Origin of the sequence: Streptomyces sp. CT34 (assembly GCF_000805335.1) — a bacterium.
In the GTDB taxonomy this organism is placed as follows: Bacteria; Actinomycetota; Actinomycetes; order Streptomycetales; family Streptomycetaceae; genus Streptomyces.
In genome coordinates this window covers 4,482,911-4,496,304 of the sequence record NZ_KN708638.1, presented here as the reverse complement: position 1 = coordinate 4,496,304, position 13,394 = coordinate 4,482,911, and the positions used below count along the sequence as shown (strand labels likewise).

Annotated in this window: 10 protein-coding genes; 4 read left to right on the top strand and 6 right to left on the bottom strand. The window is 72.3% G+C overall.

The genetic code is table 11. The annotated features are described in order from the left end of the window. Positions 1 to 65: 65 nt before the first annotated feature. From RZ84_RS19650 to RZ84_RS19635, 4 genes are all read right to left on the bottom strand, one after another. Complete coding sequence (locus RZ84_RS19650) at positions 66 to 845, bottom strand: ABC transporter ATP-binding protein (RefSeq protein ID WP_043265388.1); 780 nt, start codon at positions 843 to 845, stop codon at positions 66 to 68. Between the two features lie 230 nt (positions 846 to 1,075). Beyond that, positions 1,076 to 1,768 (bottom strand): response regulator, encoded by a 693-nt coding sequence (locus RZ84_RS19645; RefSeq protein WP_043265387.1) that lies wholly within the window; start codon positions 1,766 to 1,768, stop codon positions 1,076 to 1,078. Positions 1,769 to 1,795: 27 nt separating this feature from the next. Then, a complete protein-coding gene (locus tag RZ84_RS19640; RefSeq protein ID WP_043265386.1) occupies positions 1,796 to 3,475 on the bottom strand; it encodes a sensor histidine kinase in 1,680 nt (559 codons plus the stop codon). Positions 3,476 to 3,627: 152 nt separating this feature from the next. After that, on the bottom strand, positions 3,628 to 5,277 hold the full coding sequence (locus tag RZ84_RS19635) for an FAD-dependent monooxygenase (RefSeq protein WP_277816878.1): 1,650 nt from the start codon (positions 5,275 to 5,277) through the stop codon (positions 3,628 to 3,630). A gap of 36 nt (positions 5,278 to 5,313) precedes the next feature. On the opposite strand from RZ84_RS19635, the gene RZ84_RS19630 reads away from it, so the two are divergent. The 3 genes from RZ84_RS19630 to RZ84_RS19620 all read left to right on the top strand — a co-directional run bounded on the left by RZ84_RS19630 (position 5,314) and on the right by RZ84_RS19620 (position 8,844). After that, a complete protein-coding gene (locus RZ84_RS19630) occupies positions 5,314 to 6,060 on the top strand; it encodes a TetR/AcrR family transcriptional regulator (RefSeq protein WP_043265385.1) in 747 nt (248 codons plus the stop codon). Between the two features lie 51 nt (positions 6,061 to 6,111). Then, positions 6,112 to 6,564 carry a hypothetical protein gene (locus RZ84_RS19625; RefSeq protein WP_052230034.1) on the top strand — a complete coding sequence of 151 codons (453 nt, stop codon included), beginning with the start codon at positions 6,112 to 6,114 and terminating at the stop codon, positions 6,562 to 6,564. Between the two features lie 258 nt (positions 6,565 to 6,822). Beyond that, positions 6,823 to 8,844 carry a M3 family metallopeptidase gene (locus tag RZ84_RS19620; protein WP_107068141.1) on the top strand — a complete coding sequence of 674 codons (2,022 nt, stop codon included), beginning with the start codon at positions 6,823 to 6,825 and terminating at the stop codon, positions 8,842 to 8,844. Between the two features lie 174 nt (positions 8,845 to 9,018). On the opposite strand, the gene RZ84_RS19615 is transcribed toward RZ84_RS19620, so the two are convergent. After that, positions 9,019 to 10,098, bottom strand: coding sequence for a hypothetical protein (locus RZ84_RS19615; protein ID WP_241777771.1), 1,080 nt, complete (start codon positions 10,096 to 10,098; stop codon positions 9,019 to 9,021). Between the two features lie 423 nt (positions 10,099 to 10,521). Continuing rightward, positions 10,522 to 11,361: a class I SAM-dependent methyltransferase gene (locus tag RZ84_RS19610; RefSeq protein ID WP_043265383.1), complete on the bottom strand. Its 840-nt coding sequence runs from the start codon at positions 11,359 to 11,361 to the stop codon at positions 10,522 to 10,524. Positions 11,362 to 11,429: 68 nt separating this feature from the next. Here RZ84_RS19610 and RZ84_RS19605 point away from each other — a divergent pair, with 68 nt between their 5' ends. Next, positions 11,430 to 13,385 carry a S9 family peptidase gene (locus RZ84_RS19605; protein WP_241777770.1) on the top strand — a complete coding sequence of 652 codons (1,956 nt, stop codon included), beginning with the start codon at positions 11,430 to 11,432 and terminating at the stop codon, positions 13,383 to 13,385. Positions 13,386 to 13,394 lie beyond the last annotated feature (9 nt).

Genomic DNA, 13,394 nt, shown 5'->3' with positions numbered 1-13,394 from the left:
GGTGCGAGGGGCAGAGCGCGGGTGCGGGTTGCGGGCTACGGGGCGGTGAGCGGCTGCGGGCCGCGTCAGCTCGTCCGCCCCTGGGCGTCGAAGAGCCGCATCCGGTCCAGCACGGTCTCGGGGGTGGGGTCGGACAGTTCGTCGGTGACGCGTCCGTCGGCGAGGAAGACCACCCGGTCCGCGTAGGAGGCGGCCACCGGATCGTGGGTGACCATCACCACCGTCTGCCCCAACTCCCTGACGGAATCCCGCAGAAAGCCCAGGACCTCCGCGCCGGACCGGGAGTCGAGGTTGCCGGTCGGCTCGTCCGCGAAGACGATCTCCGGACGCCCGGCCAGCGCACGGGCCACGGCAACCCTCTGCTGCTGGCCACCGGACAGCTGCGACGGACGGTGCCGCAACCGCCCGGCCAGACCGACCGTCCCCACGATCAGCTCCAGCCACTCCTGGTCGGGCTTGCGGCCGGCGATATCGAGCGGCAGCGTGATGTTCTCCAGGGCGTCCAGCGTGGGCAGCAGGTTGAACGACTGGAAGACGAAGCCGATCTTCTCCCGCCGGAGCCTGGTGAGTTGACGGTCCTTCAGCCCGGACAGCTCGGTGTCACCGATCCGAGCGGACCCGCCGGAGATGGCGTCGAGCCCCGCCATGCAGTGCATCAGCGTCGACTTGCCCGAACCGGACGGGCCCATGATCGCGGTGAACCGGCCCCGCCCGAACTCCACCGTCACCGTATCCAGGGCGATGACGCGGGTCTCGCCCTCGCCGTAGACCTTGGTCAGCCCCGTCGCGCGGGCGGCAACGGACGGGGCGCGGAGGCCGGTGGCGGCCGTGGCATGCTGCGGCATAGGTGCTCCTGGAAGGGGTGCGAACTCCCGACCATCGTGGCCGCGGCACCCACCCGAATCCGTCGCCCTGAGGTCGTGAATACGCCGCCTGTCAACAGGGCAGACGGCCGCCGCTGCCTCGCCCTCGCGGACCACGGCCCCTCTGCCAACAGACAGAGCCGCCTGCTCTGTCTGTTGGCAGAGCAGGCGGCCCCGGCCCGGTGCTTCAGCCCATGAGCCCGGCCGGTGCTTCAGCCCATGAGCCCGGCCTGATGCGCCAGCATTCCCGCCTGCACCCGGCCGCCACACCCCGTCTTCTCCAGGATCGACCGGACGTGGCTCTTGACCGTCCCGACACCGATACCGAGCCGCCTGCCGATCTCCGGATTCGACAGCCCCTCGCCCAGCATGACCAGCACCTCCCGCTCCCGGCCGGTCAGCCCCACAACCCGGCTCTCCGGAGCAGCGGCCCCGGCCCCGCCGCCGCTCAGCATCCGCCGGATCACCATCCCGGTGACACCGGGCGAGAGCACGGCATCCCCCGCGGCCGCCGCCCGCACCGCGCGGATCAGCTCCTGCGAACCCTCGTCCTTCAGCAGGAATCCGGTGGCACCCGCCCGCAGGGCCCGGGTGACGTTCTCCTCGTCGCCGAAGGTGGTGAGCATGACGACCTGCGGCCTGGGATCGAGCGCGATCAGCGGTTCGATGGCCGCCAACCCGTCGAGGACGGGCATACGGATGTCGAGGAGCACCACATCGGGCCGGTGCTCGGCGGCCAGCCGGACCGTCTCGGCACCGTTGACCGCCTCGCCCACCACGTCGATGCCGTCGGTGTGCCGGAGGATCAGCCGGATGCCGTGCCGGATCATCTCCTCGTCATCGGCGAGCAGCACCCGGATCGCGGAACCCGCCCCGGAGCCCGCGGAGTTGGCCTGGTCGGTCATGTGTCCTTCTCCCCTGCGGCGGTTCGGTCACTTCTCCGTGACCATCGGAACGGTGAACCGGTCGATCGCGATCAGCGTGTCGGCCCGGAAGCAGTAGCGGACGATCTCCAGCCGCCCGGCACTGGGCTCGCCGTCCACGTACGGATACAGGCAGTCCGTGGCGGAGGCCGGCCGCGCCGGCTCACGCCCGGCGGCGGCCGCGCGCACCGTACCGGAGTCGAAGGCCACGGCCCGCTCCACCCGCTCCCGTTCCATCCCCACCCGTGGCTTTTCGTTGCTCCGATACTGGGCACCGAGCTGTGCACCGCGTACCAGAACGAGCCCGAACAGCATCATCACGCCCACCCCCGCCAGGCCGACCAGCCCGACGACGGCACCGCCCAGGCGCCGCTGGAAGGCGGTCAGCCCGCGGCCGGACTCCCCGACCGCAGCGCCCGGCGCCTCCTCATACGGCCCGGCCGCCGGGGGCTCCGCACCGGGCGCGGGCTCGGCGGGGATGCCGGCGGTCACGGCGAAGCCGCCACCAGGCGTCCGCCCCGCCTCCAGCTCACCGCCGAGCAGCGCCACCCGCTCCCGCAGCCCGATCAGCCCCCGCCCGGTGCCCAGCCCGGTCACCGCGGCGGTCGCCACGGGCGGCACACCGTTGCGCACCCGCACCTCCACCCGCTCACCTGCGTGGCGGACGGAAACGGTCACATGGGCTCCGACCGCGTACCGGTGGACATTGGTCAGCGCCTCGCGCACCACCCGGTGCACCGCCCGCCGCACCCTGGCCGGCCGCCCATCGAGATCGGGCCCCTCCCAGCAGAACTCGACGGGGATGCCGCCGCGGCGCGACTCCTCGACCAGCGCCTCGACGTCCTCACGCGTACCCGTCGCATCCGTCAGCGCGTCGGCTCCGCTGTCCCGCCCCACCGGGCCCAGGACCCCCAGCACCTCCCGCAACTCCCGCATCGCCTCACGGGCGGCACGGCCCACCACGACGGCCTCGTCCCGCAGCCCGGGCGCCTCCTTGCGCAGCGCCAGCTCCAGCCCGTCCGAGTACAGCGAGACCACGCTCAGCCGGTGCCCGACCAGATCGTGCATCTCCGCGGCGATCCGCGACCGCTCGCGCACCCGCGCCTCGCTGTCCGCCAGTCGCCGCGCCTCCTCCGCGGCGGCCGTACGCTCCCGCAACGCCCGCAACAGCCGGTCCTGCTGCCCCGCGGCGGTACCCACCAGGCCGGGCAACACGACCGTGGTCACCGCGAGCACCGCACCCAGCGCCAGACCGAACACCCAACTGCCCACCCCCAGCACCGGCGCGGACACCGCACACGCCACCATCGCCCCCCCGGCCGCCCCGAGCAGCAGCCCCACCCGCCGCCGCGGCGTCTCCCGCTGGCGGGCCGCGGTGTAGGCCGCCACCGCGGTCAGCAACGCCGCCGCGGGCGCCACCCCCATCAGCGCCGCAAGCCCGACCACACCGACCACCGGAAAACGGCGCCGCACCACCACCAACGCGATGCCGACGACCGCCAGAGCCGGCACCCGACCCGCCAGCCTGGCCTCGATCCACGACTCGCCCAGGTAGGTGAGCAGCACCACCACCGCGGCCAGAACCGCCTCACCCCCAGCCCGCCACGACTGCCACCCCCGCTCATCGGGCCCCGCGAAGGGACCGCGGGCCAGGCGGTTCTCGGCAGCTGGTGATGCGCTGGACGACATGCCGTCGATTATCGGCGGCTTCGTACGGGGATCCCCTGCACCTTACGGACGACCCGCCTCTACCAACAGGCAGAGACCCGCCTCGGGGCACGGGAACGGGTAAGGGCCCCGCCTCCGTCATAGAGCGCCTGGCCGCCTCCCCTCTGGCTGAGTTACTCGGCGCACGGCTCTTCCTCCCTGGCCCGGGATGCGAACGGGTGGCCGAACGCATGGGCCTGGGTTCCGGCGAGCTGCTCGGGTGCGTTGCTCCGGCCGTTCAGCAGGGCGGTGAGCGCCTCGGTGGCCGCGGCGGGGTCCGTGCCCCGCCAGGCGATGATCTGGTCCGGCCTGATGAGCAGGGACTGTCCGGCGGGCAGGAAGTCCACGTCGTGGCGGTGCACGGTGAGGCCGGGGTGGCCGGGATGCCCGGGATTTCCGGGCTTGGGGTGCGGTTGCGGGCTGCGGTTGCCGGTCAGCAGGGCCCAGCCGGGTCCGGCGAGGTCGAGTGTCGACCGGGTGCGGGCTCGGTCGAGCCAGCGGTGGGGTATGCGGGTGCCGACGCGGCCGGCGGGGCTGAACTCGGTGATGGGTTCGGGGTCGTTGGTCTGCTCGGGGGCGCTGAAGAGGGCCCCGTGTGTGTACTGGAATCCGCCCACGGTCAGCACGTAGGGGTGGGCGAGTGCGGGGTCGGGAGCCGACGCCCAGTCACGGAGGTTCAGAGTGCGGCGACTTGACTGGTCGGCGGTGAACCAGCCGGCCGGGCGGCGTTCCGCGTCGTAGCTGTCCAGCAGCGCCGGTGCCGCGTGGCCGCGGAGGACCGCGGCGAGTTTCCATCCGAGGTTGTGTGCGTCGGCGATTCCGGTGTTGGCACCGCTGGCGGCGAAGGGCGGCATGACGTGTGCGGCGTCGCCGGCCAGGTGGACGCGGCCGGCGGTGTAGCGGTCGGCGACGAGCATTTCGGCCTGCCACGGCAGGACGCTGCGGACTTCGAGGTCCGGGGCGGGCACGCCGAGGGCGGCGCGGAGCACGGCGGGCCAGTCCCGGTCGGTGGCGTTGCCGCTGCCCATGAACACCCAGCGGCGCCGGCCGTCGACCGATGCCAGTGCGCCGGGCGCGTCGGGGTGCTCGATCTGGCAGAGGTTGAACTCCCGGCCGCGGACGACCTCGCCGAGGTCGGCGTGGAAGTAGACGTTCACGCTCGGGTCGCCTATGGGCCCGCGGCCCGAGCGGGCGATGCCCAGTGCCTGGCGTATGGGGCTGCGGGCGCCGTCGGCGGCGACCACGTAGCGTGCCCGCAGTCGCGAGCGGTCCCCGTTGCCGCGGTCGAGAAGGTCGGCGGCCACCTCGTCGTCGTGCTGCTCGAAGGCGACCAGCTCGGTGTCGAAGCGCACCGAGGCCCCGGCCTCGGCCGCGGCCTCGCGCAGTACCGGTTCCAGTACGTCCTGGGCGATCAGGCAGGCGCCCTCCGGACTGACGTCGACGACGCCCCCGTTCGGGCCCGCCGGTTGCCACGGCGGCAGTTGCTCGGCCTCGGCGAGTGTCCGTCCCGCGGCCATGCGGTCGTGGCCGGCGAGATCGCGTGCCGCGTGGTGGACCAGCTCGGCCAGTCCGAGTTCCCGGAAGATCTCCATGCTGCGCATGTGGAAGCGGCGGGCCTTGGGCTGCGGCGAGGTGGTCGACCGCTTCTCCACCACCGTCACCGCCACCCCGTGGTGGCGCAGCACCAACGCGGTGGTGAGGCCGACCAGTCCGCCGCCCACCACGAGTACCTCAGAAGTCCGCGTACGAGCCTGTGCACGAGTCTGTGTACGTTGTCCACTCATGGTGGACAACGTACACCAACGGTAGAGTGGAGCACCATGACTTCTTCCGAGCGCCGGCCCGTTCCTGGCGGGCCGGTGTGGTTCGACGAGCCCGCGCCCCCGCGCGCCACCGAGCAGCTCAGCCGTGAGCGGATCGTGAACGCCGCGGTGGAGCTGGCCGACGACCAGGTGCCCGCCGAGATCACCATGCGGGCGCTCGCCGCACGGCTGGGCGTCCGCAGCCCCATGGCCCTGTACCGCTACGTCGGCAGCAAGGACGGCCTGGTCGACCTCATGACCGACCGGGTCTACGGCCAGATCACGGTGCCGCGGGGACACGGCTGGCGGCGCGCGCTCCAGGGACTCGGCCGCACCGGCTGGGACGCGGTGCAGCGCCACCCCTGGTTCGCCCGCCTCGCCTTCAGCCGTCCCCCCATGGGGCCCAACGCCCTCCGCCTCTACGACACCGCGCTCGCCGAACTCGCACCGTTCGGACTCGACGCGACCACCCGCATGGGGTTCGTCAAGACCGTGCTCGGCCACGTCCTGGGTTCCGGGCTCGCGCTGCTGGAGGAACAGACCATGCGCGCCCGGGTGGGCTTCCACTCCGACAGCGACCTGGAGGCCGCCGCGGCCCCCTACATCGAACGCATCGCAGCCGCGGGCGAGCACCCCCACTTCATCAGCTGGGCCACCGATCCGCGGCGCCACGCCCCGGAACCCCAGTCCTTCGAGCAGGTCCTGGAATGGCTCCTCGACGGGCTCGCCACCCTGCTCCCGCCGGAGGGCCGCCCACCGGCCTGACGGCCCCACCCGGCAGCCGCATACCGTCCGTTGGCCCGGTACGTTGGCCCGGTGAGACCTGGGATACGCGAACGGTGGCGGGAGCAGCCGCGGTGGGTGCGCGGAACGCTCGCGGTGTACGGGATCGGCTTCTTCCAGGCCGCCTGCTTCCACATCGTCGGCCTGGCGCGCGACGGGATCCATGGCTATGCGGCCTTCGCCCCGCTCCCGTTGCGGGTGTTCTTCGCCTGCCTGCTGGTCCTCGATCCGCTGCTCGTGGTGCTGGTGGCGCGGGTGCGGCCGGCCGGCGTGCCGCTGGCCGGCGGCGTCATGGTGCTGGACGCCACCGCGAACTGGATCCTCAACTGGCCGCAGGTGCACCGGGATCCGGCGTTGCTGCTGCATCCCGTCGGATTGACCCCCATCACGCTCTTCTGCCTCTTCGTCCTCGCGACGCAGCTGCCGCTGCTGCGCGCCGTCGGAGGGAAAGGACGGCCGCAGCGGCCGAACCGAGCCCCGGGGTAAGCGTGTTGGCCGCCACCGCCCTGGGGCGCCCGCCCGGTGGCCACCCCGGACGGCGCCGCCGTCCCGGCCCACGGGTTCGCTCCGGCCGCCCCCGTCCCGGTGGCCCCGGTGACCCGCGACGCGCCGCCAACTGCCGGTGCACAACCGCCCCACCGGCCGCCGCTCCCGCGCGTAGTGTCGCGTGTCATGACTTCCGCGAAGAGTTCCCCGCCGGCTTCCGCGGCCCCCGCGCCGGCGGGCGCCGATGCCGCTCCCCCGATGCCGAACCCTTTCTTCGTGCCGAGTGAACTTCCCTATGAACTCCCGCCGTTCGCCCGTATCCGGCACGAGCACTACCTGCCCGCCTTCGAACGCGGCATGGCCGACCAGCTGGCCGAGGTCGCCGCCATCGGGTGCGCCGACGCGCCCCCGACGTTCGAGAACACCGTGGAGGCGCTGGAGCGCAGCGGCGCGGTGCTGCACCGGGTGTCGCGGGTGTTCTTCAACAAGGCGAACGCGGACACCGATGACGCCACGCAGGCGCTGGAGGCCGAGATCGTCCCGCGGCTGGCCGCCCATGAGGACGCCGTACTCCTCGATGCCGCCCTGTTCGCCCGGCTGGAGACGCTCCACGAGCAGCGCGACCACCTGGGGCTGGACGGCGAGCAGCGGCGGCTGCTGGAGCGCCACCACACCCTGCGGGTCCGGGCCGGGGCCCGGCTGGCACCCGAACAGCAATGCCGGCTACGGGAGTTGAACGCCGAGATCGCCACCCTGTGTGCCGCGTTCCGGAAGAACCTGCGGGCCGACACCGCGGCGGCGGCGCTGGTGGTGGAACGCGCCGAGGAGCTGGCCGGGCTGCCCAAGGACGAGATCGCCGCCGCGGCCCAGAGCGCCCGGGAGCTCGGCCACGACGGCCACTACGTCCTCGGCCTGCGCAACTTCAGCAACCCGCCGCAGCTCGCCTCCCTGGAGGACCCGGCACTGCGCGAGCGGCTGCTCACCGCCTCCCTGGAGCGCGGTCTCACCGGCAACGGGCCCCTCGCCGTCGCGGTGGCCAGGCTGCGCGCCGAGCGCGCCGCGCTGCTCGGCTACCCGCACCACGCCGCCTGGCAGGTCGCCGACCAGACCGCCGGCACCACCGAAGCCGTCGAGGAGATGCTGGGCAGGCTGATCGGCCCGGCCCTGGCCCACGCCGAGCGCGAGGGCGCCGCGCTGGCGGAGGCGGCGGGCGTGCCGGAGATCCGCGCGGCCGACTGGCAGTACTACGCCGAGCGGGTCCGCAAGGAGCGGTTCGACCTCGACGCCGCCGCGCTGCGCCCCTATCTGGAGCTGGAGAGGGTCCTGCGCGACGGCGTCTTCCACGCCGCCACCCTGGTCTACGGGGTCACCTTCACCGAGCGCCCCGATCTGGTGGCATACCACCCGGATGCCCGGGTCTTCGAGGTGCACAACGCCGACGGCAGCCCCGTCGGCCTGTACATCGGCGACTTCCACGCCCGGGAGTCCAAGCGGGGCGGCGCCTGGATGAACGAGCTGGTGCTCCAGTCCCGGCTGCTGGACCAACGCTCCGTGGTCGTCAACAACCTGAACATCCCCAAGCCGCCGGCCGGCGAACCCGTGCTCCTGACCTGGCCCGAAGTCATCACGCTCTTCCACGAGTTCGGGCACGCGCTGCACGGGCTGTTCTCCGACGTCCGCTACCCGCTGCTGGCGGGCACCAAGGTGCCGCGCGACTTCGTCGAATTCCCGTCCCAGGTCAACGAGATGTGGGCGGAGTGGCCCGAGGTCCTCGCCCATTACGCCCGGCACCACCGCACCGGCGAGCCGATGCCGCCCGAACTGCCGGCCAGGCTGCGCGAGGCGGAACGGTTCGGCGAGGGCTTCGACAGCGTCGAGCACCTGGCCGCCGCGCTGCTGGACTGGTCCTGGCACACCCTCCCCGCCACCGAACTGCCGGACCAGGACGGCACCGCGGCGTTCGAGGCCGCCGCTCTGGAGCGCCACGGCCTGGCCCGGCCCGCGATCCCCCCGCGCTACCGGACCGGCTACTTCGCCCATGTCTTCGGCGGCGACTACGCGGCCGGCTACTACGGCTACCGCTGGGCGGAAGTACTGGACGCGGACACGGTCCGCTGGTTCCGGGAGAACGGCCGGACGGTCCGCGAGAGCGGCGAGATCTTCCGCCGCGAACTGCTCAGCAGGGGCAACAGCGTCGACCCGATGGCGGCCTTCCACTCGGTGGTCGGCCATGCCCCGGACATCGGACCACTGCTGGCGAGGCGGGGCGCTGAGGGGTAGCGGAGGGGAAATAGAGGGAGAGCCGGGGGGGAGAAGGGGGAGAGCCGGGGGGAGTAGGGGGAGGGCGGAGGCGTCGCAGGGAGGCCGGCGGAACGGACCCTTCTACTTTTCTCCCTCTACCTCTCTACCTCTCCCTCTCCCTCTGCTTCTCCTTCTCTTTTCCTTCTCTTTCCGCTACTTCGCGCCGTCCGGTGTCGCCCGCCAGGTGACCGGCTGGTCACCGTCCCCGTTCCCCTGGAAGGTCAGCGAGGCCGGCGGATCGCCCTTCGGCAGCATGTGGATGGTGCACTCGGTCACCGTGGCACCCGGCTTCACCATCTTGTGGGGCGTGGCCTCGGGGCACTGGGCGACCCCGGGGCCGCCGATGTCCAGCAGGATCATCTTCCGCGCCTGCTGACGGCTGACGCTGGTCAGCGTCAGGCTGTCGTTCATGCTCGGCAGCAGGTCGTACTTGCCGGTGTTCCTGTACTCCACCGTCACGTAGTACGGGACGAGCTTCTTCTGGTCCGCGTCCAGGTTGAAGCGGCTCAGATCGGCCAGGGACCCGGCGCGGACGCTCTTCGGGGTGGCCAGGACCGTGACCGTATGCCGTTCGCTGTCCGTCGTGGCCGCGTCGGCGGGCTTGTTGGCGGGCAGCACGCCGGCCGCGCCCCCCTGGGCGCCGCCGATCTGCCACAGCACGGTGTCGCCGCCGTCGTCCTTGTAGGAGACGTTTGCCGGCTTCTGGCCCTTGGACAGCATGAAGATCACGCACTCGGCCGTGGTCTCACCGGCGGCCAGCTCCGCCTTCCCCGGCTCCCGGCACTCAGGCGGCAGGCCGGAGTCGGTGGCCAACGGGTTGGTCCGGAACAGCGAGACCTGCCGGCCGTCCTGGCCGTCCGCCCCGGTGACCGAGATGTTCCGCTCCGGGTACAGCCCCTTCACGGTCTCCTTGCCGGCGTTGGAGTAGGAGAAGGTGAGGTAGTACGGCACCTTCCCCTTGAGGCCGTCGTCCAGCCGGATGTGCGCGAGGTCGGACTGGTCGCCGCGGGCCAGGCGGATCGGCTTGAGCTGCAGCGGGTGCGCCTTGTGGTCGGTATCGGTCCAGGTTGCCGTACGGGCCGCGGACTCCATGGGGAGCGGCTTGGCGGGGACGACGGCGGGCGACGACGCCCCCGGTGCCGCCTTGCCGGCGGACGCGCCGCCGCATCCCGCGGCCAGCAGCATGAGCACGCTCGCCCCCGCGGCACCGGCCATCCCTCTGCGCACGCGCACCTGAACCCCCGTGAAGTCGTCCTTCGGAGCCGTCGTCCGAAGGGGTTGTCTGAAGTGCCCGTCGGCGTCGGCGTGGCCGGCCGCGCAGAGCGGGCACCGTCCTGCGCGCCCTGCCCTGCTGACGGTCCTGCCCCACTCACGGCCGCTGACGGTCCTGCCTCACCCACGGCCCTGATCCGCTGACGGTCCTGTTCCGCTGTCGGCGGCCGGACAAACCCGACCGGGGCGTCCACCACAGTATCCGGCGGGCACCGGAGCAATTCCGGTACCCCCCGGGGGCAGACCACGGGCAGCATCCCGCAGCGCATTCCACCGCCACCGACCACGTCACGAACCGCCCCGCAGAACACGTCACAGAACACGTCACAGAACACGTCGCGAAGCGCATCGCAGAACACGTGGCAGACCGCGTCGCAAACCGCCTCAGACCGCCTTGGTCGCCTTGGTCGCCTTCAGGGAATACATGAGCGGAATGCGGGGCCGGCCCTCCGGAAACCGGTAGAACCCGTCGTCGTCCCTTCGCAGTTCGTCGAACCGCTGAAACATCGTCATGTCGTGCTCATGCAGGAATTCGATACGCAGTCCGGAACCCGCCACCGCGCTGATGACATCCCCGAGCGAATGCTGCCATTCGACGGCCCTGTTGTGGACCGTCACCGCACCGGAGTCCGTGTAGCTGCCAGGAGCGTCCTCGTCCCACGCCTCCAGGCGGAAGTAGTCATGGCTGACCCGCGATCCGGTCTTGTCGTCCAGCACATCGCACAACGGGTGGAATTCGGCGAGATAGAGAAACCCGCCGGGGGCGACCAGCGACGCTGCGGTCCCGGCCCACCGGACCAGGTCCGGAAGCCAGTTCACCGAGCCGATGCCGGTGTAGACGATGTCGTACGCGGCGTCGGGGACGGCTTCCGCGGCGTCATGGACGTCGGCGGCCACGAATGACGCACGGTCCGGGCCGTAGCCGAACTCGGCGGCCAGTTCGCGGGCCGCCTCGATCGCCGGTACCGAGAAATCCAGGCCGACGACGCGGTCCGCCCCGCGATGCGCCCACGACAGCGTGTCCTGGCCGAAGTGGCACTGGAGATGGAGCAGGCTCCGGCCGGTGACGTCACCGACCTCCGCGGCCTCGAAATCGCGAATGACGTCCCGGGTCCGCCGGAACGCGTCCTGGTCGTAAAAGTCGCTCGCGGTGTGGAGAGGCACCCGCTCGTCCCATCTCGCACGGTTCACCTCGCGCCAGTCATCGGGCGTGTGATGTCGCATAGCGCGAAGTTATCCACAGCCTGTCGACCCCGCCAACGCATTTTCTGCGGCGGGCGCAGAATGGCCCCATGACTGACGAGACCACAGGCCCCGGCCACACCCCCGCCGATCCGCCCCCGCCCGCCCCCGATTCCGCCGCCACCGCCGCGGACAGGACTCCGGGTGGCGCCGGCGGCGCAGCTGACGGTTCGACCGGGTCGACCGGTCCGGCCGCCGGCCTGCCGGACTGGGAGAAGCGCTTCCGCGCCCCGCGGATCGGGCTGCCGGAATGGGCCGAGTACGCCCCGGACCGCTCCCTGTTCGTCTCGAACGCCACCGGCACCTTCGAGCTCTACGCCTGGGACCGCACGACCGGCGGCCAGCGGCAGGCCACCGACCGCCCGCACGGCACCACGGACGGGACGCTGTCGCCGGACGGCAAGTGGATCTGGTGGTTCTCCGACACCGACGGCGACGAGTTCGGCGTGTGGATGCGGCAGCCGTTCGCGGGCGGCGCGGACGAACCGGCCGCGCCGGGGCTCGCCCCCTCGTATCCGGGCGGGCTGGCCATCGGCCGCGACGGCACGGCGGTCATCGGCCGCTCCACGGACGAGGACGGCTCGACGGTCCACCTCGTACGGCCCGGGGAGCCGCCGGTGGAGATCTACCGCCACCGCGAATCGGCGGGTGTCGGCGACCTCTCCCACGACGGTTCGCTGATCGCCGTGGAGCACACCGAGCACGGCGATGCGATGCACTCCGCCATCCGCGTCGTCCGCCCGGACGGCTCGACCGTCGCCGAGCTGGACGACACCCACGGCGGCACCGAGGAACTGGGCCTGTCGGTAATGGGGTTCGCGCCGGTGGACGGTGACAGCCGGCTCCTGGTGGGGCATCAGCGGCGGGGCCACTGGGAGCCGATGATCTGGGATCCGCTGACGGGCGTGGAGACCGCCCTGGACATCGACCTCCCCGGCGATGTGAGCGCGGACTGGTATCCGGACGGATCGGCGCTGCTGATCGAGCACGAATACCAGGCCCGCAGCGAACTCTGGCGCTACGACCTGGGCACACCGGGCAGCGCGGACGGCGCCCGGACCGGCGGGCCCGTGATGGCCCGGGTCGAGACCCCCACCGGCACGGTCTCCGGCGCGACGGCCCGCCCGGACGGGACGGTCGAGTTCCTCTGGTCGTCCGCGGCCCGGCCCCCGGAGGTCCGGTCGACGAGCGGCGCCGTGGTCCTGGACCCGCCCGGTATGAAGGCCCCCGGATCGGTCCCGATGACCGACGCCTGGGTGGACGGGCCCGGCGGCCGTGTCCACGCCCTGGTGCAGCAGCCCCCCGGCAAGGGCCCCTTCCCGACCGTCTTCGACATCCACGGCGGCCCGACCTGGCACGACAGCGACGCCTTCGCCTCCTCACCGGCCGCCTGGGTCGACCACGGCTTCGCGGTCGTCCGCGTCAACTACCGCGGCTCGACCGGCTACGGCCGCGCCTGGACGGACGCGCTCAAGCACCGTGTCGGGCTGATCGAGCTGGAGGACATCGCCGCGGTGCGCGAGTGGGCGGTCTCCTCCGGCCTCGCGGACCCGGAGCGGCTGGTGCTCGCGGGCGGCTCCTGGGGCGGCTATCTGACGCTGCTGGGCCTGGGCACCCAGCCGGACGCCTGGGCGGTGGGCCTGGCCGCGGTCCCGGTGGCGGACTACGTCACGGCCTACAACGACGAGATGGAAGCCCTCAAGGCCATGGACCGCACACTCATGGGCGGCACCCCGGAAGAGGTCCCCGAGCGCTTCGAGGCGTCCTCCCCGCTGACCTACGTCGACGCGGTGCGCGCCCCCGTCTACATCTCCGCCGGCGTCAACGACCCCCGCTGCCCGATCCAGCAGGTCGAGAACTACGTCCAGCGCCTGGAGGACCGCGGCCACCCCCACGAGGTCTACCGCTACGACGCCGGCCACGGCTCCCTGGTGGTGGAGGAACGCATCAAGCAGGTCCGCCTGGAACTCGACTTCGCCCGCAGGCATGTGAAGCCGAAGGGGTAAAACCGGGGC